Origin of the sequence: Chryseobacterium sp. MIQD13 (assembly GCF_050496705.1) — a bacterium.
GTDB lineage: Bacteria > Bacteroidota > Bacteroidia > Flavobacteriales > Weeksellaceae > Chryseobacterium.
Genome location: NZ_JBNWAF010000003.1, coordinates 142521 through 168994, shown reverse-complemented (window position 1 = coordinate 168994; position 26474 = coordinate 142521). Strand labels below are relative to the sequence as shown.

The window sequence follows — 26474 nt, the reverse complement described above, 5'->3', positions numbered from 1 at the left end:
TAAAATAATAGAACAGACAAGTCTGTCTATTTATTTAACTTTATAATCAACACAAAACATTGTCTGTAATAATAAAAATAGCTCCTGAAATCAGATTTTCAGGAGCTATTATATGTTAAAAAGAATTTTTATTATTTATTCTTCTTCCAATTTTTCTTCCTCTTTTTCAGGGAATAAGATTGATGCAAGAACTGCGATTACCAGTACACCTCCTACAATTCCTAACGAAACCGGAGAAGAAATGTGAATCCATGGTGCGATCAGCATTTTGATCCCGATAAATGACAGAATAATAGCCAGTCCATATGAAAGCTTGCTGAACATATGGATAAAGTTCGCTAACAGGAAATATAGAGACCTCAATCCTAAAATCGCGAAAATATTTGATGTATAAAGAATGAACGGGTCATTGGAAATTGCAAAGATAGCCGGGATAGAGTCTACCGCGAAAAGAACGTCGGTAAATTCAATAACTCCTACCACCACCAAAAGCGGTGTAGCCATCTTGATTCCGTTCTGAACAGTGAAGAATTTATCTCCATCATAATTATCAGAAACCTTCCAGAAACTTTTGATCAATCTTGCTCCGGCCGTATTACTGTAGTCTTCATCATCTTCACCATCTCCTTCACCCCACGACTTAATTCCCGCATACACAAGGAACAACCCGAATAAAGTCATCACCACATTAATCTTTACAGCTTCTCCGAAGATATTCATTTCAGGAAGATAAGTAAGATTAATCAAACCTACTCCCGCAAAGATAAATATTGCTCTGAAGATCAGGGCTCCGATAATACCCCAGAAAAGAACTTTGTGATGAAGGTATTTCGGAACTTTAAAGAATCCGAAAACCAGGATAAATACAAATAAGTTGTCTACAGAAAGAGCTTTCTCAATCCAGTATGCTGCCTGATATTGCGTAAATTTCTCTACTGCCAGCGCATGGCCATCAGCCTGATTGAAAACCCAATACACTACTCCTGAGAATATCATGGATAATGAAATCCATACGATAGACCAGATGGTAGCTTCTTTAGACGATACTTCATGGCTTTTTTTGTTGAATACTCCTAAATCCAGGAGCAGCATGATAACAACCGTTACCGCAAATCCCCACACCAAGCCTGGGTGCAATTCTAAAATACTTTGATGTTCCACTTGAGTTTATGTTATTATATGATAAAAGCAATAGATGTACATGATGCACAAATATTGCTAATTTTAAATTATTTTATTTTGATATCAATTTATAAATAAAGCTTTGGCTAAAGCCTGTAAAATTATTCATTTTTTTTGAATAAGCCGAAACTCATTTCATTGAATATCTATTTATTATAAATAATTGGCCTGTACAGTCTGAACTGTCTGCTCCAGTTTTCTGTCTGAGGTAGGATCTCCAATGGCATTGAACTTCCATTCTCCGTTTCTTTTGTAGAAAACGCCCATTACCATAGCAACGTGTCCTTTGAAAGAAGCATCATTGGCAATATCATATTTGGCAAAAACTTCTCTCACATTGGTAGGTGTTCCTTCATAGATACGGATAGAAGCGAAAGGAATCGTTCCGAAATCCTGCCCCTGATAACTGTTAAGTACCAGAGCAACATGCTCTACATTTGGCTCCAGCTGGCTGAAATCTACAGTGATCACCTCGTTGTCAAGGCCGTCATCTCCGTTCACATCACCGGTGAGATCATCACCACTATGTTTTACAGATCCGTTTCTTGATTTCAGGTTTCCGAAATAAATTACTTCTGTAACGTTTTTGTTTGAGTCATATAAAATACAGCTTCCGTCTAAGTCTACTGCTTCTTTTTTAGTTCCGAAAATTCCTTTTTTCTCAATCGCACCCCAGTTGATTCCTACACAGGCTTGAGTAAGTTCGGCACCATTTTCTTTTTTCAGATTAATTCTTTGACCTTTTTGTAAGTTAATAGCCATCTTTTTATGTTTAGTATTGTTATTTATCTTTGCTGAAAGAAAAATTTTTCTTTCGGTTTAATTGTTATTCAAATTCAGATTAAGCATTGCACGCAGAATATTCGTTTCTTCATTCACATCGAATATTTTGCTCATAATATCTATATTTTCCAGGTTTTTAAGATAATCTGTCAGTACATTTTCCACTTCTGCAGGCAGCATTCTCTTCCTTTCATCAATGGAATTTTCCAGCAGCTCATTTTTATTTTTCAGCTGGTTGATGATAGAAGTCTGATTCGACTGGTTCTCAGAAACATCAAGCTTTTCCAGATCACCATCGAATAAGTAGAGTTTTTTCTCATCAATCCCGAAAATGAAATAATCATCAGACTGAAATATCTTAAAGAGCTCATATTCATATGTCCCGATAAGATAACCACAGACAAACCGAACCTTAAAACTCTGGATATTCAGCCTTCCTAAAAGTTTCCTCTCTATCGCATAATCTTTATACTGATAGGCAGGAAAAGGCTGATATTTAAGCTGTTCCTCATCCGCATTCGTCCTGTAGAATTCCTGGCCGTATTTTTTATGGAAATACAGTACATTATTCCAGTCTGCTGTAAAGATATCCTCGGTAAGATCTTTATAGAGTGTTTTCAGATGCTGGGAAAATACACCGCTGTACATCTTCCTGTCAGTCTCAAAACTGTCTACACGTCTTTCCTCAAAACTTTCAATATATTTATTATTAACATCAATTTCATTGATAACAGTCAGCATATCATTTTCTTTCTGCCTTTTTATCTTGGTCAGAAGTTCTATGAGGCTGTCGGTATACTGCAGGTGGAAAAGTTCCAGCTTACTGTAGTCCAGTGTCTTATTTTCCTGAAACAAATTGTGTATGATATCTGTTTTGATGTAAATAGATATGATATTGATATGTTCAAAAAAATTGGCAAGAAGCTTAAGCTTTGTTAATCTTCTTTTGCTCTGAGACATTATGGTTGCTGCATCATCCCCCACCTTGGTATCCTGTTATTTAACCTCTGATGTTTGCTTTTAATTCATGTTCCAGTGTCTGAAGGTCCTGATCCAGTTTTCTTCTTCCTTCTGCACCCTGTTTCTGGATCTGTTTCACTTCATTCAATGTATTGATCAGCATTGAGGTGGTTTCTCTCAATGTTTCTACAGATACGATCGTCTGTTCATTCGCTCTGGCTACATTCACTGAATTCTGACCGAGACGCTCTGCATTTTTTCTAAGAATTTCCTCTGTAGTAGAAGAAACTTTCTGCTGAATCTCGATATTCTGCTGCTGTCTGTACATGGCAACAGCCAGTGAAAGCTGGTTTTTCCAAACCGGAAGCGTTGTCGTAAGAATCGTCTGTGCTTTTTCCGCGATAGAAACATTGTTATTCTGTACCAGCCTGATCTGTGGAAGCGACTGCATCATGATAACGCGTACCACTTTAAGATCAGCCATTCTTCTGTCCAATCTCGCGATGAAATCTCTTTTGTCAGCAATCTGATAATCCTGATAACTCTGTGGGGCAGCTTCCATTTGGGCAAGTTCTCCGGCAGCTCTTTCCATTCTCAGATTTCCTGCAATTACCAGTTCCTCAATCTGTTTGATGGAATTCACATTACTTTCAAAGATCGTCTGAAGTACAGCATTATCTTTGGTTGATGTGATAATTCCTGCGTTTACTTTATAAGAGATCTGATCAATGTTATTTATGATTTTATCATATTTTGTAAAAAGATTTTCTACCTGCGTCACGATCTTTTTCATGAACGGCAGCTTGCTGAAAAAGCTTTTTACTTTATTGCTGTTCAGCTCATCCACATCTACATAATTCAGCTCTACCAACAGATCATTGATAAGCCCTCCTACTTCGCCTGAGTTGGATCTTCTTACATTTCCTAAAAAGCTGTCACTCTGGTTGGATAAAGTTTTCTGAAGCTCTGCACCATAATTCACAATGGAACCGGGATTGGTTTCATCGATAGAATTGGCAAGGACTTCATATTTCTGACGTTCTTCCGACTGTAGCTGAGTCAGGTTTACATTTCCTTCCCTGTCCACAAGCACTGCCGGTGCTGTATTTTGAGCAGGCTGGGCCGGTGCCGGTGGGGTCATCGGAGCCGGTTCAAATGTTTTTAGGGGTTCAATTGATCCAAGCGGATCCATTGATTGATTATCCTGATTATCCATGATTACTTCTGATAAATTGATACAAATTTGTCAAGGCCGTCTCTCTGACCAGCCCCAACAGCTTCAAATTTCCATTCTCCGTTTCTGTTGTAGATTCTTCCGAATTCTACTGCAGTTTCAATAGAGAAATCTTCGTCTAATTCATATTTCAGAATCTCCTCATTCGTATCCGTATTGAAAATTCTGATGAAAGAATTTCTTACCTGTCCGAAGTTTTGTCTTCTGGCATCTGCATCATGGATCGTTACGACTACCGTAATTTCCTGAATTGCAGAATCAATCTTTGTAAGATCGATCTTGATCTGCTCATCATCTCCCGAACCTTCTCCTGTAAGATTGTCTCCTGTATGGATCACAGATTTATCCGGAGATTCCAGGTTGTTATAAAAAATGAAATGATTATCTGAAACCAGCTTTTTGTCATCTCCCAATAAAAATAAAGAAGCGTCAAGGTCAAATGCCGTTCCTGTAGAAGTATTATTGATATCCCATCCTAAACCTACAGTGAATTTAGGTGCGTTAATGTTTTCTCTCTGTCCTTTTTGTAAGTTAATAGCCATAATATAGTTCCGTTTGTGTTAAAGTATTGATGTTATTTTCGTATTCTTTTATTAAATGATAATTATTGCTGATGGCCAGTTCCAACAGAAGGTCCATCTGCCTCTTTTTTACTTTAGACGTAAGATAATCAAAATTACTTGAATCCAGGCCTAAAATATATTTCACGATTCTCGTATTAAATTCAAAATCAGGCTTCTCCATTACTTCTGCAACGTGTTTTACATTTTTTACTGCATAATAATTGAAAAAGTTCTCGATCTTCGGATCAAGGTCAAAATTCATCAGTTCCGCATAATACAGGAACATGAAATCCGCCTCCACATTATATTCATTCAAAATCCTGTTCACCGTAAATTCGTGGCTTCCCGTGATTTTTATATCGTCTATAAAAATACAAAGTTTTCCGCGTAAAAAGTCCTTATCGATATAATAAGTATCATTAGCGATCAGATTTTTACGGTCTTCGAAATTAAGATTCCCATAATCCGTGATATAGGTATGATTACGATTGATTTTCGATAAGATACTGGATCTCATTCCTTTCTGAAACAGGTGCATATCCAGATGTTTTTTAAAGAAAAAACATAAAAAATTAGAAGCCGTAGGAATGGCCATATACGGACTTGGAAGCACAACGATCTCTTTTTCTGTATTTAAGAGCTCTGCATGTCTTGAAATAAATCCATCGAATAATTCTTTTGCAAATTTTTCAGCATACGACTTATCGCCATACTTGAAATAGCTGTATTCCGCGGGTGAAAAAGTGAATTCATCCGCCGAATGAATGTGGTGTAAGCTGTATCTTTTGTTCATATTATTAGTGTTTAAGTAAGTGTGCATTAAAACCGAAATCTTTCGCGCCTTTATAATCTGCCACCGGATTGTCTCCTATGTGAAGAATGCGGTGCATCGGAAGATCCTGATTTTTCAGGTTATTTTTCACTTCCTGAAAAATAAGCGGATTCGGCTTGGAAATATTGATCTCATCAGAATAAATATGGAAATCTATATACTGATCCAGTTCTTCCTGAATCAGAAATTTTCTCATTGTTTTTCCTTTAATAAACCCAGTATTGCTTAAAATATTAATTGTTTTATCTTCATTCTTGATTTGATCAAAAATTTCTTTAATATTTTCGAAAATAACAACAGGCTTATATTCTAAAAACAATTCTTCGCTTTTAAGGTAAAACGTTTCCAGTTTTTCTTTATCTAACTGTTTTACATCAACATTCAAGGCACTAAGGATCATTAAATAGATCTCAAAAGTGTCAATATTCCCACCTGTAACCTCATTGATTGTATTGCAGAGATCATCATAATATTTTACAGTTTTCGCAACCTCTTCAATAGGTTTGTCAATATTAAAAAACGAGGTGAACAGCCCCACTCTTTTTGTTTTAAATTCAGGATGAGATTTGATTAGGGTAAGCCACAAGTCAAAAGAAAAATGACAGTGGTTATGAATGTCGATATCCGTTTTCAATAGTTTTAAGTTAAAAGTTTTATTTAGCTTTCCTTGAAAAAGATTTAAAATTATTTAATCATCAACAAGTGTTTAATTTGCTATTCTTCCCAAAGATAAAATTTTTCTTATAAAAGCATTACGTACTTCTCTGTTTTAAGAAATTTTTATGAATTTTCAGTGATTTTTCTGCTGATTGAAATCCGGCTTAATAATCTGTTTAAATTCAGTTAACCGAAAAAAATTTTGATAATTAAAAAAAATATTTAATTTTGCAACCGGTTAAAAATCAACAATGACAACAAAAATGATAAATATTATAACTTTAAGCAACCCTGTGAGAGCTGTGTACTCTGGCAGCACTGAATATTTATCTGAATAGTTCCTTAGATCTTGTATTACTAAAAATATATTGAAGACCTATCTATTCAGATGGGTCTTTTTTGCTGCCTTATTTTCAGACTTCAAATCAAGGAGAATACATCCGGTATTCTCAAAATCAACAATTTAAATTCAGCAAAATGAAATATAACATAAGAAATATAGGAATTATAGCACATGTAGATGCAGGGAAAACAACTTTATCGGAAAGGCTTCTGTACTACACAGGACTCATTCATAAAATCGGAAATGTAGACGATGGAAATACCACAATGGATAAAGACATCCAGGAAAAAAACCGCGGTATCACCATTTCATCCGCTGCAATTTCAACTCAATGGAAAAAGGATGAAACAGTTTATAACATCAATATCATTGATACTCCCGGACATATCGATTTCGCAGTGGAGGTTGAACGTTCTTTAAGAGTTCTGGACAGTGTTGTTGCCGTTTTTTGCGCTTCTTCTGGAGTTCAGCCGCAAACTGAAAATGTTTGGTTCCAGGCAGAAAAACATGGAATTTCAAAGATATGCTTCATCAATAAAATGGACAGAATCGGAGCGGATTTCTTTGGGGTTCTGAAAGAAATAGAAACAAAACTTAATGCCGTTCCTCTGGCAATTCAGATTCCAATTGGAGCTGAAATCCATTTTGAGGGTGTTATTGATCTGATTAAACAGAAAGCTTTATACTGGACGGATGAAAACGGAGAAACAATTCTTGAAAAGGAAATTCCGGAAAATCTTCAGGCTGATGCCGATGAATACAGAATGAAGCTCATGGAAACTCTCGCAGAATATGATGAAACCTTTTTTGAAATTTTCATGAATTCTGAAAACAGTATTTCTAAAGATATGATTATCGAGGCTTTACAAAAGGTCTGCAGATCAGGAGCGGTAGTTCCCGTTCTTTGCGGTTCAGCTTTTAAGAACAAAGGAGTACAGCCTCTTCTGGATGCCGTGGTTACTTATTTTCCGGCTCCGGATCAGCTTCCGCCTGTTCAGGGTAAAGATCCTGAAACTGGAGAAACCGTAGAACTTGTAAGGAATGAGACAGAAGCTTTTTCCGGCCTTGTCTTCAAAGTCGTAATTGATAAGCATATGGGAAGACTGGCTATGCTCCGTATGTATTCCGGTACAATAAAATCCGGTGATACGGTTCTGAATGTAAGAACAGGTGAAAGTTTCAGGATATCGAGAATTCTGCAGATGCAGTCGGATAAAACATTATCGATTGAGGAAGCAAAAGCAGGTGACATCATTGCCTTAACAGGAATAAAGGATGCCAAAACTGGAGATTCTTTATCTGCTGTCGAGAAACCTGTACTTCTGGAAGCTATTACCATTCCAGCTCCTGTTATCAGGGTTTCGATAGAACCGAAAACAAACAGTGATGAGAAATCTTTCGGTTTGGTTCTAGCTAAAATTCAGGAAGAAGATCCTTCTTTAGTGGTAGAAAGAGACCGGCAGACAGGGGAAACTTTATTGAGTGGTCTGGGAGAACTTCATCTTGAGGTCACTTTGGAAAAAATTCGCCTGAATCATGGTATAGAAATCAATCAGGGGAAACCTAAGGTATCTTACCGCGAGATTTTAACAGAAGTCAGAACACACAGAGAAAAGCTTTCCAAGCAGAACGGAGGAAGCGGACAGTTTGCCGATATCACTTTTGAAATTGGACCAAGAGAGAATAATGAACCCGGATTGGAATTCATTAATTTAATCAAAGGAGGTGTAATTCCTTCTGAGTTTATTCCTTCTGTGGAAAAAGGTTTCAGGGATGCTATGGAAAACGGACCATTAAAAGGATATCCTCTGGAAAGTATGAAGATTATACTTTTGGACGGTTCTTTCCATGTTCAGGATTCTTCTGCGTATGACTTTGAAATGGCAGCAAGAGACGGATTCAGAGCAGCTGCTTTGTCATGCAGTCCCAAGCTTCTGGAACCGGTAATGCAGGTTGAGATTCAAAGTATTGAGGAATACACGGGTGCTGTAACGGCCGATATCAACCGGAGAAGAGGAATTATTTCGTCCATTGATGAAAAATCAGGAAGAAAGATTTTCACGGCGGAAGTTCCGTTGGCTTCAACTTTCGGATATATTTCCGATTTGAGGACTTTGACAAGCGGAAGAGCTTCTATCAGCATGAAATTATCGCACTATGCTTTGGTGCCTGATTTCATTGCCAATACATTAATAACCTAAAGAACGAGGGCTGTAAAGTAATTTACAGTCCTTGTTTGGTTATTATAGCGATGAGTAGTGAAACATAAAAATGTTTTTTTATCTCTAGCAGATTAAGCAGATGACGCAGATCTTTTTGCTGTCGTTTCTATCTCCTGTCTTTCATTTTTCAATCTACATTATTCATTCTCTGCTATTTTTCCGGCATTACTTTATAGGTGGGATCTTCCTGAATATTGACTTCAATTACTGCTTCTGCATTTTTCAGCATTTTACGGCAGTCTTCACTGAGATAACGTAAATAGAGTTTTTTATTTTGCTGGCTGTAACGTTTGGAAAGTTTATCTAAAGCATCAATAGCACTCATATCCACAATTCTGCTTTCTCTGAAATCTACCACTACTTCATCGGGATCATCCATCAGATCGAATTTATCCATGAATGCTGTTACTGAGCCGAAAAATAACGGACCATATATTTCATAGTGCTTCACACCGTTTTCATCGGTGGATTTTCTGGCCCGGATCCTTTTTGCATTATCCCATGCAAAAACCAATGCTGCGATGGTAACACCTACCAGAACTGCCAGCGCAAGATTGTGAAGAATTACTGTTATCAGAGCTACTGTAATTCCAACGAATATGTCTGATTTTGGCATTTTATTGGCAATGCGAATGGAAACCCACTGGAATGTACTTATGGCAACCATCATCATTACTCCCACCAATGCTGCCATAGGAATCTTTTCAATAAAAGGAGCTCCGAATAAAATGATGAATAAAATCATAATGGAAGCAATAATTCCGGATAGCCTCGCTCTTGAACCTGCATTAAGATTAACTAATGTTTGTGCCACCATCGCACATCCTCCCATACCTCCGAAAAAGCCATTGGTAATATTAGCTATTCCCTGTGCCACAGATTCTTTGTTTGCATTTCCTTTTGAATTGGTAATCTCATCTACCATTGATAATGTCAAAAGAGATTCAATGAGACCAACTCCTGCCATCACCAAGGCATAGGGAAAAATGATCTGTAAAGTTTGTAGTGTAAAAGGAATCTGGGGAATATGAAAATTGGGAAGATTTCCACTGATGTGGGCAATATCTGCCACAGTTTTTGTTGGAATATTAAAGCCTAAAACTATAGCAAAAACTATAATAATAGCTACTAATGATGCAGGAACTGCCTTTGTGATCTTTGGAAAAAAGTATACAATGGCAATCGTCAAAGCTGTCAGTCCCGCCATAATATATAATGCCGTTCCCTGAAGCCAGCCGGAAGTTCCGGTACTATCTGTGATTTTAAACTGCTCGACCTGGGCCATAAAAATGATGATTGCCAGACCGTTCAAAAAACCATACATTACGGGCTGCGGGATAAGCCTAACAAATTTCCCCAGTTTAAAAATACCTACCATCATCTGGAAAACGCCGCCCAGAGCTACAGCGGCAAAAAGGTATTCTATTCCGTGAGATTTTATCAGAGCAATCAGAACAACAATAGTAGCACCTGCTCCACCTGAAACCATTCCGGGACGCCCACCCAAAATAGCGGTAACAATACCCATCATAAAGGCAGCATAAAGTCCCGTAAGCGGAGAAAGTCCCGCCAGAATCGCAAAGGAAAGAGATTCCGGAATCATCGTCATGGCTACTGTGAAACCAGCCAGAAGTTCGTTTTTATAATTTATTTTTTTCGAGAAATCGAATAAGCTTATGGTATTTTTCATTGAACTGCAAAGGTATATACTTAAGAGGTGGAATACAATTACTATATTTTATCTTTTTAAATACAATTTCTTCATCTTAAAATAATTCACACATTTGTTTATTTAATTTGTTAATTTTAATTAAAATTCACCTTAATAGATATTTTTTATGCATTTTTGAGAATTAGGTTCTAATTTTTATTTAAATTTGAAAATAAATAAACAGATTATTTACTATTAATTAAAAAATTTATAGATAATATGGTATCTGTCAACATTATTAAGGTAAATAGTTAATATTACAAATAGCTGTATAAAAAGGCTTAATAAGTCATTGGTACAGAAAGAATTCTAAAGCTTGAAAAAAGGTTTATCTGAATGGACTCAGCGAGAATATCGCAGCAGGAAATAAAAGATATAAACCCGAAAACAATTACCGGCTGGTCATCCCTCAGACTGCCGACTGTGCATATACCTGGTATGGTACCGAGCTTAAATTTTTCTTTTGCTAGCTGCTGAAATTTATTTAGGATAGTTTTATTTTCCAAACGACTCAGGCATTCGTTAGCATATCTATATATTATCTATTGTCTTTAATTTCATGAATTTAACAAAATAGTACTCAATACATGTTATATAAAGAAATTCATATAGGGAAGTTTATCAAAGAGATGGTTGATGAAAATGAGGTACCTATGGAGAGGATATCTAATTTTCTCAACAGGGATATTCAGTTTATTGAAAATGTATACCAAAGCAGATCAATAGATACAGATTTACTTTTGAGATGGAGCAAGCTGCTGGAATATGATTTTTTCCGGTTGTACAGTTCGCATCTGATTCTTTATGCACCGCCATCTGCCGTGAATAAAAATCAAAAGAAATCTGATAAAATTCCTTATTTCAGAAAGAATATCTACACTCAGGAGATCAAAGATTTCATTATGAAAAGAATTTTATCCGGAGAAATGACTTATGGAGAGGTTATTAAGGAATATTCTATTCCAAAAAGCACGCTTCACCGATGGATTCAGAAAAATAATGATAATACTAACGGATAAACAGAACTCGCTATGCGTCCCAACTATAAAAAGATATACTACGATATGCTGAGGCTGGAGCATCCGGAAAAGCTGAAAGATCCCAAGATTAAAGAGCTTTTGGGAAAACTTAATACGACTGAGGATATATTAAATTTTAATGAAAAGATTTTTGAACAGTCAAAAGAAAGTCAGGCGAACAATCAAAAGCTTAGGACATATGATAAAAAAACGATGTTTAAACTTTTGCAGTATCAGAATAAGCACGGCTTTTCTACCAGCTATATGGCAAGAAAGTACAAGATCAGCAGAACAACGATCATGAACTGGAAGAAAACTTTCGAAGAAGAAATAGAAGAAGTAATCAATGCCGGCGAATAGCTCACCGGCATTGATTGTAAATTGTAAAAGATAATAATCAGGAAAAGAAAACTGGGTCTGTCATTCTGCCGGATTCGAACCGGATAGCCTTGCCGGAGTTACCGACTTCGCTATTCCTACCCAAAAGTGTGACGATGTATCTTTTCCTTACGACACTTTTATGTTTTAAAAACAAGGCAACAGCTGAGAGTGTATAAGCGTGCTCTAACCAACTGAGCTACTCTTCCTATTGATAGACTGTGTTTTTTAGTGGAAGAGACGGGACTCGAACCCGCGACCCCGTCGTGATGAGCGAAGTAACACTGTTCTACGGCACTTGTTTATTTTTTACACAGATAAGGAAACAGGCGAAAAGAGTCTGCTCTTTTCAGAGCGTCGTTCTTACCCATATTGGGCAGTGAACCGGCAATTCTACATCTTCGTGAGACTTACGTTTCCCGCAGAAAACTTTTGCCAGGCCGGGTTTCAATCCGGCGTCGCTAGTTCGGTCGCCCGAATTACGCTACCTTAGGACCGTTAGTTCGAAGGAACCCTTCTCTACGACACTTATCTGCTTAACTTTTATAGATATTTTATTTTTCTTCTTCAGCAATATATGTTTTTACAATAGGATGTACTTTCGCATTTGCAGGGTGATAATTCAATCCAAAAGTTTTCCAGCCTGAAGACCAGTACATAATCATTTCTTTAAGGTATGGAATATCTTTAGTTTCATCATATTTAAAATTTTCACTAAATATGTTTGTTACCTCATCAATAATCTCAGGGTAAAACCTCTGATCTTCTTCATCAAAAACATCAATATAAATATCTAGATGATTTCTCAATTCATTCAGCAGATAGGTTCTGAAATCCCATCCCATGAGTACAACATCAGACCCGTTCATAGAAACTATAGGCTTCCACAAAAGGTATTCATCGCTCACAGCAAATCTGGTTCCCCGCAATGGTATAAGGCTGGGAACATGAGAAAACCATTCGTCAAAAATCTCTTTTCTTTTTTCCAGAGATTTGGGTTTTATTCCCCATGATTTAAGCCAGACATTATTTATTCCGTTTATATCATACCATAACCATTTATAGGGCTCTTTCATTGTTTCTAATATTTCATCATCATTTTCCAGCCAATTATAAAAGAAAGTACATTCTTCAGTAATTATTTCTCCCTCATCTTCATATTCCACAATTTCTTTTTTGTCAATAGCATGAAGAATCTTTAAAAAATTCCGGTGATCTGAGGTAAATTTAACATCGTATTTTGTTTCAATACTATCAATCTGATCATCTGTAAGTCCCTGCCATTTGGCTCCGTAAAACCCTTTTGGACAGCAACTTTCATCGTCAACAGACCAAACCATTTCTGTCCGTTCTTTAATCCAGTATAAAAATTCAGTTAAATCTGTCGGTATATACATTGTATTAGTTTTTTAAAATTTAAAAAGAGGCTAAAGGCGGGAAAACTGCTATATATAAACCATCAGGTTTATTCTGGAGTCGAACCAATTGTAACCGAAGTAAGTTTTCTCTAACGGCACTCTTTTATTTAAATCAAGGTAATAATGACAGAATCCTTTCTTTTCCATCTGCTCTACCTGCTGAGCTACAATCCCGTTTACAACAGGGAAGGCAGGGATCGAACCTGCGACCTGATGACCCGTATCGAAGTATGATTCTAAGACGACACTTGATTATTTTTATCCATACTGAAGATTAATCTCAATATTATGCATTTTCATTTTGTAAAACCAAGCAATGGATCATAAGAGTTTTGAATGTATTCAAATTGGAAGTTTGACGATGAAACTCTTATTGTACGGCATTGGTCTGTTTTTACCGGGCATTTTAGCGGAAAGACTCTGGTCAATTGAAAGTCGAAGAAATTCTTTCCTTACGGCACCGGATTAATAACAATGCAAAGTTATATTGTAAGTGCGCATTCTTTTTACGCAGTAAATTTTATTTTAATTTTTTCAGTTCGAAAATCATTCATCATTTATAATTTATCATTCATTAAAGCAGTGCCTTTTACAGCACTACTTTTTTAATGATTTGTACGGCAGATTTTCTGTCCTCCAAAGCATTCAGTACATCGAACACCTTGTCTGACCAGCCGGCAATAAGATAAACATCATTTTTTCTGATATCAAGCGGCTGTTTTCCGTAACCTGCCAAGTCGAAAATATATAATTTTGCGTTCGGAGCAATCCTTTTATATCGGTTCCAGGAATCTTCAAAGGAATTTCTGGTTCCGCTGCTGTTCCACAATTGGGTATCCGTAAACAGCATTATTTTATCTGTTTTTTCTTTTCTTTTGATCAGATCTTCAATCACCAGATAACCGTTGGTAGAATAACCTACTTCACCTTCACGTTTGTAAAACTCATTAACGTTTCTTAAAATACCGTTCTTAGGCATTGGAACTCTTTTCCATCTGTCACCGAACATACCTGTAATGACATTTTTACATTGTGACTGCAAAATCATAGACATCAGCAAACCGATATCGTAAAGCAATACTTTACTCTTAGGAGAAACAGGCTTCTGCATAGAACCTGAAACGTCAGCAGCAATCAAAACTGAAGTGTCAAAACCAAAACCTTTAATGTTTTTTGCACTCACCATAACGGCATCTTCCAGTGCTTCCAGAATAGAGGACAGATAAGGTGAATTTATGGTTTTAAGTTCTCTGTAAGCCGCCAAAAATCTGAATGGAAGCTGTTTGGAATTCATTACAGCTTTTTCATTGGATAAATAGCTGCAAACTTTATACATGGCATCAGATGACACACCCGCTTCTATAATATTTCTCAGGTTTCTTAGAGTTGCCATATAACCCAACTTGTTACTGAAGATCAGCTCTTCCCATTTGTTTTTAAAAGCCTGCTTCTTTTCCGTTTCATCAGCAAATTTGGTCTGACCTAAAACAGAAAGTTCAACTTCCCATGTGTAAGGTGTTTCCAACGTATCACCAACAATTTTGTTAAAGACAGCCTGCTGGCCTTCATCTTTTGCTTTCGGGTGAACTAAAAACAATGCATCTTTCAAGGTCACTTCTGCTTTTCTGTTGTATTTTGCAAACTGATATTCATCAAATTTATTGAAAGACTTTGCCAGACCTTTCTGAATCTGCTTTGAAAGTCTGTTCAGTTTTTTGGTATCTGTTCTTTCATTCGCAGTTTGGTAATAAGCCAGAAGTTCAGTGATTTCATCTGCTCTCTGTACTACACCGTCTACAGTTCTGCTCACCAGATCTGTACCGGAAGTCTGTTTTGCCAGTTCTGCGGTAAGCACCAGCGGAATAGAACGCAGATACATATCTTTTCTTGCATAAACTGCCAGTTTAGCTACAAATTCAGGATCGTTTTTTCTGATCAGAGACTGAATTCTTTCCAATCTGTCATTTCCTTTTTCATAAGATGTATTGGATAATCCTGTTGTAACAACAGCACTATATAGTTCTTCAGCAGGTGTCATGGTAAACGCCTTTGCACCTTCGTAGTTCATTACGGTATTTTTCTCTTTTTTAAAAATATTAAATTTCATGAGTTACTGTTTTTTTGTTAAACATTATGGAGGATTACCTTCCTCTCTGATTTCTGATGCAAAGTAAAAACAGTATTGCGCAGTCTTTTTGCGTAGTTATTTTTTATGTAAATATTTTTTATAATTTTCCCACAGATTTCTCAGATGGACCCAGATGATTGTGCTTAAAATCTAAGTTTTGGCTGAAGCCGATGGGAATTTGTTTATATTTTTTAAACGGGCTAAAGCCTACTCCTCTTGATGCTTAATGACAAGATCTTTTATCTTTTATCTTTTATCTTTTATCTATAATTTCTATCGTTTATTTCCAATAAAGGAATTGCAGAGATTCAGCTGTTGATAATACATTGTCTAGCTTTGTATGTATTAAAATGAAAGCTATGATCAAAGGATTATATGAAACTCATATTCAGGTAAGCAGTTTAGAGAATTCCGTACGGTTTTATACTGAAGTATTGGGCCTGAAACTGGCACACATGGATGAAAAGCGCCCTATTGCTTTTTTATGGATAGGTGAAGATAAAGAATTTATGCTGGGATTGTGGGAGCAGAAGGACAACCTTCAGCCAAGACATTTTGCTTTTTCCAGCAGTAAAGAGGATATTTTAAATAATTCTGTTGACTTTCTGAAGAAGAAAGATCTGAAACCTTACAACTTTCTGAGAAATGACATCAATGAACCCATGGTCTTCGCGTGGATGCCCGCACTGGCTATTTATTTCAATGATCCGGACGGTAATCAGCTGGAGTTTATTTCGATCCTTGAAGGTGAAGGGAAACCGGAACTGGGTGTAATTTCTTACGAAGAATGGTTGAAACATCAATAAATAAAAAGGACAGACTTAATTTTTCAAAAGCTGTCCTTTTATTTAAATATTTACTAATTTCTTTACAGCAAGCACATGTTTGCATGGTCCCCGTTCGCCCTGATATTTGCTGAACCATTCACAGGTACACCTTTCTTTGTCATTCTCTATAATCACGGTATGATGTACACCGGTGCCCTCTACCCTTGCTTCAGTTCTGGATGCAGTATTATTTAAAATCTCCACTTTTCCTTCTGCAATAAGTTTTTCTGCATTTCTCATCCGTGGGTTTAAGCCGATAATTCGATTGAGTTTAAACGGCAGCCTTCGGTAGAAAAATCCGTTATCATCCAGATCATAGCCCAAAAATCCCATGGCGGCCAGCCTTCCTGTAAGATTTTCTGTTTTTTTCAGACTGATATTTTCTTCCAGGACAAACATTGAAGGATTAAAAGTTTGATTGGCATAAGCATATTTATCCAACGCATCGATCCATTCATCGGAAATATCATCAATCAGACTGTCTAAAACTGCCCCTTCTCCGGAAAATCCCCTCCAGGCTTCTCTTGATAATGAAAAACTGAATCTTATATTTCCCATATAAAGCTGCCATGTAGTAGACTGCATATCAATATGTGGAAATACCTGCATCTTTTCAATATAAGGAAGAAGGGGTTCCAACAGGCGTAATCTGTGAAGCCCCCCGATACAAACTGCATCCACTGATTTCACCGGGGAAAACATAGGTTTATTTCCTCTTATAATCAAGTAATAATCTGATTTTACAGGACCTTTCGGGATTCCTCTGAACAGCTGCTGGGTCTGAATTTTATTGAAACAATGAAGTTTCTCCGATTCAGACAGGTAAACCTGAACGGTACCCAATCCTTTGATCCATTTTACAGGCAACGGGACTTTCCGTTCCATTATTTTTTTTTCTTCTTTATAAAGTCCAACCTCTTTTTCACCTACAGAAAGCATAATCTTTTCATTGGGACGGATGCTTCCCAACGCTGTGATCATGGGTTGATTAAAATCCACATTCGTGGTTCCGTTTTCAAGAAACTCGCCTTGAATACCACCGGGTAATACATCTACTCTTGCGTAAACACTTGCACAGTGTGAAAATCCTTCAAACCGTAATCTGCTGTTTCCGGCAGTAACAATTGGATCTTTAAGCAAAGCCATCTGAAACGGTGACAGGTTAAAGCTTGACTTCACAATATTAGAAAGTGTGATAAGACACCTTGCCAGTATAAACGGCTGGTCTACATTTCCCCAAAAAAAGCAGGGAGCATCTGTTTTCTTCTGAATTTCACTGTATTTGGACAGAAATAATTCTTCAGATACCTCTTTTTTTATCAGAGATGATGGTCTTTGATATTTGTAAGTAAGCATATCTTCCATAATCTATTTTTTAAGAAGAAGATTGCAGATTTTTTTCAGACTGGAATTATCTTTCCAGTTATTCAGTTTTTCTTTTAAATTTTTATCTACCTCAGATTGGTTTAATGCTAAGATTTCGTGGTAAATATCCAGTATTTTTTTAAGATTGGTAACCGGAGTCTCCATCTGCAGCAAAATATGGGTAAGAAGCTCCTCCAGGGCCAGATTGTGGTCTTTACTGACATTCAACATCTGATGCTGTACAATATCTGTAAATCTTTTCACAGGAGCCCATTCCAGTTTTTCATGGAGCCCTATAACCTGCCCCAGACGTGCATTATCCATTACTTTGTGGGAGACATGCTCCAGCCAGATTTCAGCAGCGGTTCCGCGAATTACTTTATCTCCGTCCAGAAAAATGGTTCCCAGAAACAAGTATCCCATTGCATCCAGAGGTTTTTTCATCTGATGGAGCGCCTGTGCTGTATTCAGAACAAGACCTCTTTCGTAAACTTCTGCAATCCCTGAATAAAACAAACAGTCTTTAATGATCTTGGCAAAAACATTTCCTAATGTATTGGGGAAACTCCAGATAAATAAAGGGGTTTCGGAAAAGTTTTTCTGCTCTGCAATAAAATATTCCAGGAAAAGCTGATGCGGTCTTTTGCTCAGATGGTATTTCGGCACACTGATATTGAGTTCAACGGGATAATAGGAATTCTTTTTACTGTCGATCGTTTTCCAATTATAATTTCCCGTAAGGAATTCTTTAGGAATGTCATCATATCCGAAGTCTTTAAATTCTTCAAAAACCATTTCAGGTGAACGGGTGATTCCGGCAGTTATCCACCAAGACGGATGTTCTAATTTTCCTTTCGGAGCAGCATTTTTATTAAAAAAGAAAAGCAGAAGCTGTTGATATTCTCCTTTTAATTTCTGTTGAGCCAATTGTAGGGCATCTGAAGTTTTTTCCAATGAACAGCGCTGTAATGCGAGCTGCAGATCCAGATCATCGGGTTTTATATTTCTGTTCTGATACATCTCAAATCTTTCTACCAGCACTTCAGGACTTATCCAACATGGCTCATGAGTGATTGTAGAAAACAATGGAGTTTTATCTCCTGATGCTATCTGATTAAAAACACGTACTGCAATATGTTTGAAAGGCTCCATAGCCAGACCTCCTGCATAGATATCTTTGATGGGTTTCAGCTTTTTATGATAAGTGGAATATACTTCTCTTGCAGCTTCATCCTCACAGGTTCTTTTATATATTTTTTCCAGATTTTTAAGTTCAACAGGAAATTTTTCCAATAACAAAAGTCCGTAATTAATGATCAGGTTGCACAATAATACATTAAAGTGGTTGACTTCCCATTTGGCAATAGTTTTACATGCCTTCTGAAATACGGGCTCAAAAAGTTTTACTGATCCTGTATCAGCTTCGTCTGCAAAACGTATCAATCCTGCTAACACTAAATCATAGTAATAGTTTCCTGGGGTTTCTATAGCCTGCGGAAGGAGAAACATCAGGTCTTCAAAGCTTTCCAGCTCCTGGACCTTACATTCTTCGTTGATGAGCTCTAATCTTTCTGTCTCAACGGTATCCAGCTCCAGCTGCCTGTTTTCTATGTATTGAGCCAGTTCCAGTCTTACATTGGCCAGTATATTATCTGCATAATCGGCTAAAGCTTCTTTGATCTCTTCTGAAACGGGAATATATTTAAGTATGATCTTTGCCGCTTTGGTCTGTATACTTTCATCTTTATTTACAAATGCTGCACTTAGAGCCATTCCAAGGTTTTCTGAACGAGTTTTATTCTTTTGGAAAATTTTCTCTGTTACTGTCAGACTGGCTGCCACCACTGTTTTAACTTCTGAACTCAACAAATTGGGAAGGAAATATGAAAATTCACCAGTTCTGAATGCCGGATCCTGAACTATCTTTTTCAGGTGAGCAAGTATGGTATTGACAGCTTTTGACTGTACAGAAGCCAATCCTGCCATCAATTCATCCTGAAGCATAATAAGTTCATCGTCAGAAGGTTTCAGGGCATTGAATGCATCCATAAACCATCCGGTTACATTTTTATTAAAGTTCCTGTTTGCTGCCAGAAGGCATTCTTTGAGAAATCTTTTCCTATCAATTTTCTTTTCGCTGATGAGCTTTTGAACCAAAGGCATCCATTCTCTGGTAAAAGGAAGTGATTTTGAAGGAAATTCGCACAGATACCAAAAATGAGTTTGCAGAGTTTCAGGAAATTTCTCCAGATCATAGGGCTGAAGGCTCAAATGATAACCAAGCAGTTCAGACCTGGGCTGTACATAGCCTTTTTCTGCCCAACCTAAGATATCCTGATAATTAAACGCAGTAAATTCGGCGTCTACGGAATCGTTAATAAAATCTGAAAACCAGTCCGGACATCCCCATTCCAGTATTTTTTCGGTCTGCTCCTTGTCTCTGAAAAGGCTCCAGTAGTTCTTTCCGTAATGTTTCTGATCCATACAGACAAATGATGCTATATCAATAATCGAATGCTGGTTTGCCGAACCGGAAGTATGGTAAGAGTTTTTCGTCATTACGATCTTACTGATCTCCCGGTCCAGTTTTTTTATCGTTGGAACCAAGGCTTTCCTTTCTTCTGTTGTAAGTTTCTTCAGAAACGGAATAATCTCATGTGCTTTTTCCTCATTAAGGATCTCATAAAGTCTTTCTTTCATTTGTTTTTAATTTGATGATTTTTTCAGGTTATTTTGCTTATCATTCTTTCAGAATTCCAGCTATAGGATGATTTATTACCTTAAGAATGAATATTACTAGTTTTATATTTATCCCGGACGTTGATGTATGCCAGAGCGGATAGTGTAGAAATTTTGCTGTTTGTTCCAGCTTTATTTAAATTTCTTTTTAAAAAGACCGTAGTCTCTTCTCTCTCTTTTGGGGTCAGCTTTTTAAGGAAAGGAATCATTTCCCTGATGTTACAGTTTAAATAAACCATCGTCAATTCATCTTCAATAAGCATAATTCCAGTCTTGAGGGACTAAAATAGCAAAAAAATGATGGCAAGACATGAAATTATCCCTACAAAGTGAATTTTTTAACAAAAAATTATGCTTTCTACAGCAGTTCAGGCAGCATTTCCGAATAAAAGTTAAAAGGAAAGTATCATTTCACTTCTGAAAAGATCCAATAAAAAAACTCCCTTAAAAAAGAGAGTCATCAGATTTCAATTGAATTAATACTGCTGCAGGCACCAATGCAAAATCTTCGCAATATTCTTGGCGTCATCCACACCTCTGTGATGTGTACCTTCAAGCTTGAGATTCAGTTCGCCTAAAGCTCTTGCCATTCCGACGCTTTTTCTCACCGTCGGATGTAGTTGCCCGAACAGTGTTTTCACATTGATATGGTTGTCACTCAGCGGATAATCCACATTAAATCTTCTGGCCTGATTCTGCAGCATATTCAGGTCATAGTTTCCGTAGCTTGCCCAGGTAAGGTCTTCGGAATCATATTCTGCCCTGAGGATATCCAACGCATCTTCCAGCATAATACCTTCATGATCCAGCATATTCTGAGTAATGGAAGTCAGTTCCGTGCAGAAAGGACTCACCTTTGAATATTGTGGAGTCACCAGAATGCCTTCATTTTTTGAGATCCTACCCGTTGTGGCATTCATAATACACACTCCGATTTCAATGATCTCGCTTTCCTGGCCTCTGGGCGGTCGTTCCTCCCAGCAGGTGGCTTCCAGGTCTATAATTAGTATATTTTCTGTTGTTTTCATTTGTTTAAATTTTTGTTATTAAAAGATGAGATTGGAATAATGGAGTCTATGACAGATATTTATTATTGCTTCCCTCTTCTATCTCTCTTCTTATGTTTTCTATTTACTCCAGAATCTTTTGCAAAATTCTGGCAGCATTGTAAGCGTCGTCTGCTCCGCTGTGATGGTTTCCTTCAAAATCCATTTTCAGATAATCAAGGGCTCTTTTTAAGCCTATCAATTTGTGAAGTCTGAAATGATCTCTGAATTCTTCCATCACATTCAGGTAATTTCCTTCGAAAGGAATCTCTATTCCAAGCCAGTCGCACTGCTCAAAGATCTGCTCCCTGTCGAAATTTCCAAAACCGGCCCAGGTTGATGATGCAGAATCATATTCATTTCTGATTTTTTCACAGGCTTCTTCAAAATAGATTCCTTCCTTTTCAATCAGTTCCGGAGTAATTCCCGTAAGTTTTGTACAGAAATCATTGATTTCAGATCTTTCGGGAATTACATAGATGCTCTGTTTTTGGGAAATTGCTTTTGACTGTAAATTCAGCTTGCAGATCCCTATTTCTATAATATCGACTTTCTGCCCGATGGAAATTCTGTCATTTTCCCAGCAGGTTGCTTCCAAATCGATGATTAGTATTTCGTTTGTATACATTTTTTAATAATTAAAGGTGAATCGGAAACAGGCAAAGCTTAGCTACTGACTGCTTACTTTTCACCATTTTCTGTTAATCTCTCGTACTAAATGGTGGTGACCATTTTTTACGCTTCATGATTTCTTTGACTTCTTCGTAAGAGATCGGATAAAAATTATGGCAATCTACCCCAACATCGAAACTTAATGCCATCTCATCGTCGGGTAAAGTTCCGTGTGAATGGCCGTATAATTGCCAAACTCCGCGGTGTGAGCCGTTCCAGCTGCGCATGGCGTAATGTAAAAGAATGATCTTCTGTTTGCCGTTGGCATTTTCGGGTTCATCAATTCTTAATTCGTGATAATCTCTTATCGATTCAAATCGTTTAGGATAAGTAAGAGCTGCCCCTTCATGGTTTCCTTTGATTAAATGGATTTTACCATTCAGCCTGTCAAGAATTTCTTTAGTGAAATCCGGTTTTCCTAAACTGATATCGCCAAGGTGGTAGACAGTGTCGTCAGTACCTATTTTTTCATTCCATCTTTTGATCAGTTCTTCATTCATATGATCCAGAGACTCAAATGGCCGCTCTGAAAATTTTATAATATTGGCATGACCGAAATGATGGTCTGCCGTAAAAAATATATTTGGTTTCATTTTTTAATAATTTGTTTGTTAATATTTTACCATAAAAGCATCTTATGTTTTATAGCTTAGTTTTAAACACAAAAAAAGTTCCGGTAAAATTTACCGAAACTACACTTTAAGAGTCATCAACTCTTGTTTTATAAAATCAATAACTAAAGTATTCAGTTTTTTATTGATCTTTTTCTGTTCCTCTTTTTCCACTCTGGTGAAAGCTTCAGGAAAATCTTTTCCGAAATCTTCCAGAATATCCTGTGCAAAAAGGCCTATGATTCTGCCTATCATTTTGGGCTCAAATTCTCCAATTTTGCTTATAACATTATTCAACCTGTTTTCAGTTACATATTTTTGAATTTCTTCCCAAATATCCTGAGCTGTTTCACTGAAATTGGTTGGTTTCTGAACATTTTTCTCCTGCTTTCTCACCATTTTAGATTTTTCAACCCATTTTTCATTCTTGTTCTTAAGAATGACTCTTGAGCCGTTTCCAAAATATCTGGTTTTCAAAGTTTTCACAATGGTTCCTTCGCACATATTGTTCTCAATTTCAGGCAGACCAAGCCAGCCCGGAATTTTTGAATCAAAAACATTCGGGAACATCAAAGCTTCTTCCAATGAACCCTGGAATAAAATTTTAGCATAGAAAAATCCGGTTTTGTCAAAAATCTGATTCACCAAATCTGTATCCAGATAAGTAGTCCCATTCAACTTAATGTCGAAAGCATAAAATTCGTTATGAGGAGCATATTCAATTCCCTTCTGTACTTTCACAGCATCTTTTATGGGTTCTACTTCTTGATGTTTGTAACCACCACCGAATAATTCACCGTAGATCACTACAGTTTCTGTTTCAGGATAAATGCTTTTCACATTCTGAAACAAATCAATTACATTTTTCCTGTAACGCTCCAAAATCTGGTGGGCATTGAAGAATTTTTCATCATTCTCAATAAAAGCAGTTCTCTTCCCGATTTTAATTTCCTTTCCGTCGGTAAAGAAAGAGAAATTAGCACCGTGAACCTTTTCCTGTACTATGAAAACCTCATCCCCGAAACCCTGTAACCTGATCTGATCGATCACGCGGGTCTGGTAAGCATTTTCTATAGAGTTATATGTTTTGAAAATCATTTCTTTAGTTTTTAATAGTTTCTAATTCATTATTTTTCATCTAGGTAAGATGTCTCTGAGCGTGAAGGGAAAGGAAATAAATGTATTCATACACATTGATTTTGCCCAGTTCATTCACTGTCATTGTTGTCTTATAAAGGAGACCTTCACCATTTTTCAACCGATCCAGATAATCTAAACACTGGTTATACTGCCTGGAAATTAAATTTCGGATTTCATTCAAGCTTAAATCTCCTTTCGGCTCCATATGTTCCGGCCTGATCCATTCAAAAGCACCATACTCACCTACTTTTTCAAATTTTTCTTTATCGAAACTGTAATTTTTTATTTCGGTATCTAAATCAAGATCTGCATAATTTTTCATCGCTTTTTTAGAGCCTTTTTCAATGAGTATCAGCAGATAAAAGTCTGTAAGATAAATATGTTCCAGGATCTGCTGAACAGTCCAGCCTCCGTTTGAAGGCTGATAGTTCAGCGTTTTCCTGTCTTTATCAAACCACCTGTCAACCTCATCAAAGCTGAGTTTCAGATGCGTTTTTATATCCTGAATTAATGTAAAAATATCCATTACAATTTTTTAAAGTTTTTTAAAAGGCTTTCAATATTTTCCTTTCCTACAGGATTCATTGAATGACAGTAGAATTTTGGTAAGTCTAAATAGTTGTCCATACAATATTCTACCAGCCATTTTGCACAATCATAGCCTGTTTTTTCAACAAACTTTCCCGTATTCAGATAGTGTTCATCTGCCAGATCATGGTCAAAAGAGATCATTTCCGGAAGTCCTTTTTCCAAAATCCTGTTGACAAACTGTTCGTAGTTTCGCACAATATGCCAGTCTTTTCTGAGGAAAATATCCTGCTTGGTATAATGATAAGCCTCAACCGGGTATCTTATATCATCCAGAAACAGTAATCTTTTTGTCATTTCCATAGTTTTATTTTTTAACCGGAAAAGTAAATATTCAATGCTTTGATGATACTTTTCACATTGGTATTGGGATAAAATCCGGAACTGTTGATACAGTTGATTTCTACAATCTTCCAACCCTCGTCCGTCAAACAAATATCCATTACAAAGGCTTCTTCAAGGTTGAAAGTTCTGACCATTTCTTTGGCAAAAGCAAATCCGTCTTCTGAAACTTTTTCTTCGAAAGGAGCATCATCATTAAATTTATAATAGCCTCCTTCTATAATCTGCCCGCCAACAATCCAAAGTCTTGCTTCTTTTATTGTCCGCTTTGCTTCTGAAATTTGTATTAAAGAATCCTCTGTTATCCTGTTTAATCTATTTCCAAGAGATTCAAAAACGAAATCATTCCATTCTGCTTCTGTGAAAACTTTTCCGGTAAAGATTTTAGCTTCATTGTAAGGTTTAATGAATTTTATTTCCTCTTTTTTCCAAATCAGTTCTTCTGAAATTCTGTGCACAGAAACCTTATGATTAAGAAGGTTTTCGCCATAATGCCTGGAATATATTTCATACAGATGATTGCCTCCGTAAAAAGAACCGGGAAACCAGTCTGAATTCTGTTTTGCCAATCTTGCAATCGTCACGGAACCATACACAAAAACATCTTTTCTGTCTGTTTCGAAGTCTATTTTTTCTGCAGTTGGGGGAATATTAATTACATCATAATCAATATTCAGTTCCTCTAATGCATCAAAAATTTTGTAATGATCCGGATCTAAATACACATTAGCCTGAACTAAAAAATACATGGTTATTCGTTTTTAAGGGTCTTTTTATCTACTTTTTACAATCTTTGATAAAACTGTTTTCATGTTTTATAATTAAGATTAAACCATCATATCAGCACAATTGGAGCTTGCAAATGCGTAAGGTTTTGCCTTAAACACATATCCCATTCCCAGAATATAGCCCATAGCATCTTTCAATGCGGTATTTGACTTGAAATCCGGATCGGTATTAATGTCTGCGTGTACCTCCATTTCCACACCATAAGCATCCAGAACGGCACAGATAGCGTAAGCAATTTCTACGGATCTGTTGACCTCGTTCAGCATTCGTTCTTTGATACTGATTTTCTGTATCTCTCTTTCTTTTCTGATAAAGGTAAACGCTCCTTTTCCTTCGCGAACAAATACTACTGCCGTTGCATAGCTGATTTCGTCACCATAAACGTGAGAGTCTGAGCCCACACATACTTTCAGACGATGACCATTGGCCTGTTCGCGGATAATGGCCTCTTCTACCAGCTGTGTGATAGGTTTCCGGAAAAAATTTCCTTTCATATTCTGCCATACTTCTTGTTGCGTTTCCATTTTTTCTACATGTTTTAAATTTGTTTTGTTTAGATTTTAATATGTCAATTTAAAATTCACTATTGACTATTCATTTTGCACTCCGAACCGGACTCGAACCAATACCATCAGTTTTGGAGACTGAGATGCTACCATTACAATATCAGAGTAATTTCTGTTGATTCATCAGGATCCGAACCTGAACAACAAGAGTCAAAGTCTTGTGTGCTGCCAATTACACCATGAATCAGAGTAACTATAATTATAAATGATGAATGATGAATGATAAGTGATCATTGATATTTTCACCCTAAGTCCATCATTTATCATTCATCATTTATGCTTTGCGGAACAGACAGGAATCGAACCTGTACCTTTAGTTTTTCAGACTAACGTGCAGACCAGCTACACCACTCTTCCGG

General features: G+C 36.8%; 25 protein-coding genes and 3 tRNA genes. 4 read left to right on the top strand and 24 right to left on the bottom strand.

The features are described from left to right. Positions 1 to 135: 135 nt before the first annotated feature. From ACQWU4_RS13115 to ACQWU4_RS13085, 7 genes are all read right to left on the bottom strand, one after another. Complete coding sequence (locus ACQWU4_RS13115; RefSeq protein ID WP_429936201.1) at positions 136 to 1161, bottom strand: TerC/Alx family metal homeostasis membrane protein; 1026 nt, start codon at positions 1159 to 1161, stop codon at positions 136 to 138. 174 nt (positions 1162 to 1335) lie between these two features. Continuing rightward, positions 1336 to 1944 (bottom strand): TerD family protein, encoded by a 609-nt coding sequence (locus ACQWU4_RS13110; RefSeq protein ID WP_429936200.1) that lies wholly within the window; start codon positions 1942 to 1944, stop codon positions 1336 to 1338. Between the two features lie 57 nt (positions 1945 to 2001). After that, complete coding sequence (locus tag ACQWU4_RS13105) at positions 2002 to 2925, bottom strand: hypothetical protein (protein WP_429936199.1); 924 nt, start codon at positions 2923 to 2925, stop codon at positions 2002 to 2004. A gap of 40 nt (positions 2926 to 2965) precedes the next feature. Further along, positions 2966 to 4141 (bottom strand): toxic anion resistance protein, encoded by a 1176-nt coding sequence (locus ACQWU4_RS13100; protein ID WP_429936198.1) that lies wholly within the window; start codon positions 4139 to 4141, stop codon positions 2966 to 2968. 2 nt (positions 4142 to 4143) lie between these two features. After that, positions 4144 to 4701: a TerD family protein gene (locus ACQWU4_RS13095; protein ID WP_429936197.1), complete on the bottom strand. Its 558-nt coding sequence runs from the start codon at positions 4699 to 4701 to the stop codon at positions 4144 to 4146. Continuing rightward, a complete protein-coding gene (locus ACQWU4_RS13090) occupies positions 4691 to 5515 on the bottom strand; it encodes a phosphoribosyltransferase family protein (RefSeq protein WP_429936196.1) in 825 nt (274 codons plus the stop codon). Before ACQWU4_RS13090 ends, ACQWU4_RS13095 begins: the two co-directional genes overlap by 11 nt. Positions 5516 to 5519: 4 nt before the next feature. After that, entirely contained in the window at positions 5520 to 6188 is a 669-nt protein-coding gene (locus ACQWU4_RS13085; protein WP_429936195.1) for an HAD family hydrolase, read from the bottom strand. A 500-nt stretch (positions 6189 to 6688) separates the two neighbouring features. Here ACQWU4_RS13085 and fusA point away from each other — a divergent pair, with 500 nt between their 5' ends. After that, on the top strand, positions 6689 to 8755 hold the full coding sequence (fusA, locus tag ACQWU4_RS13080; RefSeq protein ID WP_429936194.1) for an elongation factor G: 2067 nt from the start codon (positions 6689 to 6691) through the stop codon (positions 8753 to 8755). A gap of 172 nt (positions 8756 to 8927) precedes the next feature. Here fusA and ACQWU4_RS13075 read toward each other — a convergent pair whose 3' ends face one another. Beyond that, complete coding sequence (locus ACQWU4_RS13075) at positions 8928 to 10466, bottom strand: SulP family inorganic anion transporter (protein ID WP_429936193.1); 1539 nt, start codon at positions 10464 to 10466, stop codon at positions 8928 to 8930. 608 nt (positions 10467 to 11074) lie between these two features. Here ACQWU4_RS13075 and ACQWU4_RS13070 point away from each other — a divergent pair. Continuing rightward, complete coding sequence (locus tag ACQWU4_RS13070) at positions 11075 to 11506, top strand: transposase (RefSeq protein WP_429936192.1); 432 nt, start codon at positions 11075 to 11077, stop codon at positions 11504 to 11506. A 12-nt stretch (positions 11507 to 11518) separates the two neighbouring features. After that, positions 11519 to 11866, top strand: coding sequence for a helix-turn-helix domain-containing protein (locus ACQWU4_RS13065; RefSeq protein WP_429936191.1), 348 nt, complete (start codon positions 11519 to 11521; stop codon positions 11864 to 11866). 572 nt (positions 11867 to 12438) lie between these two features. On the opposite strand, the gene ACQWU4_RS13060 is transcribed toward ACQWU4_RS13065, so the two are convergent. Continuing rightward, positions 12439 to 13281 carry a hypothetical protein gene (locus ACQWU4_RS13060; RefSeq protein ID WP_429936190.1) on the bottom strand — a complete coding sequence of 281 codons (843 nt, stop codon included), beginning with the start codon at positions 13279 to 13281 and terminating at the stop codon, positions 12439 to 12441. Positions 13282 to 13891: 610 nt separating this feature from the next. Then, a complete protein-coding gene (locus ACQWU4_RS13055; RefSeq protein WP_429936189.1) occupies positions 13892 to 15409 on the bottom strand; it encodes a TROVE domain-containing protein in 1518 nt (505 codons plus the stop codon). A gap of 380 nt (positions 15410 to 15789) precedes the next feature. Here ACQWU4_RS13055 and ACQWU4_RS13050 point away from each other — a divergent pair, with 380 nt between their 5' ends. Next, positions 15790 to 16236, top strand: coding sequence for a VOC family protein (locus tag ACQWU4_RS13050; RefSeq protein ID WP_429936188.1), 447 nt, complete (start codon positions 15790 to 15792; stop codon positions 16234 to 16236). A gap of 42 nt (positions 16237 to 16278) precedes the next feature. On the opposite strand, the gene ACQWU4_RS13045 is transcribed toward ACQWU4_RS13050, so the two are convergent. The 14 genes from ACQWU4_RS13045 to ACQWU4_RS12980 form a co-directional block, all read right to left on the bottom strand. Next, positions 16279 to 17622: an SWIM zinc finger family protein gene (locus ACQWU4_RS13045; protein ID WP_429936187.1), complete on the bottom strand. Its 1344-nt coding sequence runs from the start codon at positions 17620 to 17622 to the stop codon at positions 16279 to 16281. A gap of 3 nt (positions 17623 to 17625) precedes the next feature. Continuing rightward, positions 17626 to 20322 carry a DUF6493 family protein gene (locus tag ACQWU4_RS13040; RefSeq protein ID WP_429936186.1) on the bottom strand — a complete coding sequence of 899 codons (2697 nt, stop codon included), beginning with the start codon at positions 20320 to 20322 and terminating at the stop codon, positions 17626 to 17628. Positions 20323 to 20402: 80 nt separating this feature from the next. After that, entirely contained in the window at positions 20403 to 20624 is a 222-nt protein-coding gene (locus tag ACQWU4_RS13035) for a hypothetical protein (protein ID WP_429936185.1), read from the bottom strand. A gap of 213 nt (positions 20625 to 20837) precedes the next feature. Next, positions 20838 to 21389 (bottom strand): exonuclease domain-containing protein, encoded by a 552-nt coding sequence (locus ACQWU4_RS13030; protein ID WP_429936184.1) that lies wholly within the window; start codon positions 21387 to 21389, stop codon positions 20838 to 20840. A 103-nt stretch (positions 21390 to 21492) separates the two neighbouring features. Beyond that, on the bottom strand, positions 21493 to 22035 hold the full coding sequence (locus tag ACQWU4_RS13025) for an exonuclease domain-containing protein (protein ID WP_429936183.1): 543 nt from the start codon (positions 22033 to 22035) through the stop codon (positions 21493 to 21495). Between the two features lie 73 nt (positions 22036 to 22108). After that, a complete protein-coding gene (locus tag ACQWU4_RS13020) occupies positions 22109 to 22672 on the bottom strand; it encodes a metallophosphoesterase family protein (RefSeq protein ID WP_429936182.1) in 564 nt (187 codons plus the stop codon). A gap of 99 nt (positions 22673 to 22771) precedes the next feature. Next, positions 22772 to 23788 (bottom strand): RNA ligase, Rnl2 family, encoded by a 1017-nt coding sequence (locus tag ACQWU4_RS13015; protein ID WP_429936181.1) that lies wholly within the window; start codon positions 23786 to 23788, stop codon positions 22772 to 22774. A 40-nt stretch (positions 23789 to 23828) separates the two neighbouring features. Next, on the bottom strand, positions 23829 to 24356 hold the full coding sequence (locus ACQWU4_RS13010; RefSeq protein ID WP_429936180.1) for a DinB family protein: 528 nt from the start codon (positions 24354 to 24356) through the stop codon (positions 23829 to 23831). After that, positions 24356 to 24721: a cyclic-phosphate processing receiver domain-containing protein gene (locus ACQWU4_RS13005; protein ID WP_429936179.1), complete on the bottom strand. Its 366-nt coding sequence runs from the start codon at positions 24719 to 24721 to the stop codon at positions 24356 to 24358. The genes ACQWU4_RS13010 and ACQWU4_RS13005 overlap by 1 nt, the downstream gene beginning before the upstream one ends. Positions 24722 to 24732: 11 nt before the next feature. Next, positions 24733 to 25509, bottom strand: a complete 777-nt coding sequence (locus ACQWU4_RS13000) for an ATP-grasp domain-containing protein (RefSeq protein WP_429936178.1) — start codon at positions 25507 to 25509, stop codon at positions 24733 to 24735. A 78-nt stretch (positions 25510 to 25587) separates the two neighbouring features. Next, positions 25588 to 26073 carry a ribonuclease H-like YkuK family protein gene (locus ACQWU4_RS12995; protein WP_429936177.1) on the bottom strand — a complete coding sequence of 162 codons (486 nt, stop codon included), beginning with the start codon at positions 26071 to 26073 and terminating at the stop codon, positions 25588 to 25590. 78 nt (positions 26074 to 26151) lie between these two features. Further along, positions 26152 to 26222 (bottom strand) — tRNA-Trp (locus tag ACQWU4_RS12990). A gap of 8 nt (positions 26223 to 26230) precedes the next feature. Continuing rightward, a tRNA-Gln gene (locus tag ACQWU4_RS12985) sits at positions 26231 to 26302 on the bottom strand. Between the two features lie 97 nt (positions 26303 to 26399). Continuing rightward, a tRNA-Phe gene (locus tag ACQWU4_RS12980) sits at positions 26400 to 26472 on the bottom strand. Positions 26473 to 26474: the final 2 nt, after the last annotated feature.

Excerpts from the sequence above, each read along its gene's own strand:
- ACQWU4_RS13110 (WP_429936200.1), bottom strand. The coding sequence starts at position 1,944 with ATGGCTATTAACTTACAAAAAGGTCAAAGAATTAATCTGAAAAAAGAA.
- ACQWU4_RS13105 (WP_429936199.1), bottom strand. The coding sequence starts at position 2,925 with ATGTCTCAGAGCAAAAGAAGATTAACAAAGCTTAAGCTTCTTGCCAAT.
- ACQWU4_RS13100 (WP_429936198.1), bottom strand. The coding sequence starts at position 4,141 with ATGGATAATCAGGATAATCAATCAATGGATCCGCTTGGATCAATTGAA.
- ACQWU4_RS13095 (WP_429936197.1), bottom strand. The coding sequence starts at position 4,701 with ATGGCTATTAACTTACAAAAAGGACAGAGAGAAAACATTAACGCACCT.
- ACQWU4_RS13090 (WP_429936196.1), bottom strand. The coding sequence starts at position 5,515 with ATGAACAAAAGATACAGCTTACACCACATTCATTCGGCGGATGAATTC.
- fusA (WP_429936194.1), top strand. The coding sequence starts at position 6,689 with ATGAAATATAACATAAGAAATATAGGAATTATAGCACATGTAGATGCA.
- ACQWU4_RS13075 (WP_429936193.1), bottom strand. The coding sequence starts at position 10,466 with ATGAAAAATACCATAAGCTTATTCGATTTCTCGAAAAAAATAAATTAT.
- ACQWU4_RS13070 (WP_429936192.1), top strand. The coding sequence starts at position 11,075 with ATGTTATATAAAGAAATTCATATAGGGAAGTTTATCAAAGAGATGGTT.
- ACQWU4_RS13065 (WP_429936191.1), top strand. The coding sequence starts at position 11,519 with ATGCGTCCCAACTATAAAAAGATATACTACGATATGCTGAGGCTGGAG.
- ACQWU4_RS13060 (WP_429936190.1), bottom strand. The coding sequence starts at position 13,281 with ATGTATATACCGACAGATTTAACTGAATTTTTATACTGGATTAAAGAA.
- ACQWU4_RS13055 (WP_429936189.1), bottom strand. The coding sequence starts at position 15,409 with ATGAAATTTAATATTTTTAAAAAAGAGAAAAATACCGTAATGAACTAC.
- ACQWU4_RS13050 (WP_429936188.1), top strand. The coding sequence starts at position 15,790 with ATGATCAAAGGATTATATGAAACTCATATTCAGGTAAGCAGTTTAGAG.
- ACQWU4_RS13045 (WP_429936187.1), bottom strand. The coding sequence starts at position 17,622 with ATGGAAGATATGCTTACTTACAAATATCAAAGACCATCATCTCTGATA.
- ACQWU4_RS13040 (WP_429936186.1), bottom strand. The coding sequence starts at position 20,322 with ATGAAAGAAAGACTTTATGAGATCCTTAATGAGGAAAAAGCACATGAG.
- ACQWU4_RS13035 (WP_429936185.1), bottom strand. The coding sequence starts at position 20,624 with ATGCTTATTGAAGATGAATTGACGATGGTTTATTTAAACTGTAACATC.
- ACQWU4_RS13030 (WP_429936184.1), bottom strand. The coding sequence starts at position 21,389 with ATGAAAACAACAGAAAATATACTAATTATAGACCTGGAAGCCACCTGC.
- ACQWU4_RS13025 (WP_429936183.1), bottom strand. The coding sequence starts at position 22,035 with ATGTATACAAACGAAATACTAATCATCGATTTGGAAGCAACCTGCTGG.
- ACQWU4_RS13020 (WP_429936182.1), bottom strand. The coding sequence starts at position 22,672 with ATGAAACCAAATATATTTTTTACGGCAGACCATCATTTCGGTCATGCC.
- ACQWU4_RS13015 (WP_429936181.1), bottom strand. The coding sequence starts at position 23,788 with ATGATTTTCAAAACATATAACTCTATAGAAAATGCTTACCAGACCCGC.
- ACQWU4_RS13010 (WP_429936180.1), bottom strand. The coding sequence starts at position 24,356 with ATGGATATTTTTACATTAATTCAGGATATAAAAACGCATCTGAAACTC.
- ACQWU4_RS13005 (WP_429936179.1), bottom strand. The coding sequence starts at position 24,721 with ATGGAAATGACAAAAAGATTACTGTTTCTGGATGATATAAGATACCCG.
- ACQWU4_RS13000 (WP_429936178.1), bottom strand. The coding sequence starts at position 25,509 with ATGTATTTTTTAGTTCAGGCTAATGTGTATTTAGATCCGGATCATTAC.
- ACQWU4_RS12995 (WP_429936177.1), bottom strand. The coding sequence starts at position 26,073 with ATGGAAACGCAACAAGAAGTATGGCAGAATATGAAAGGAAATTTTTTC.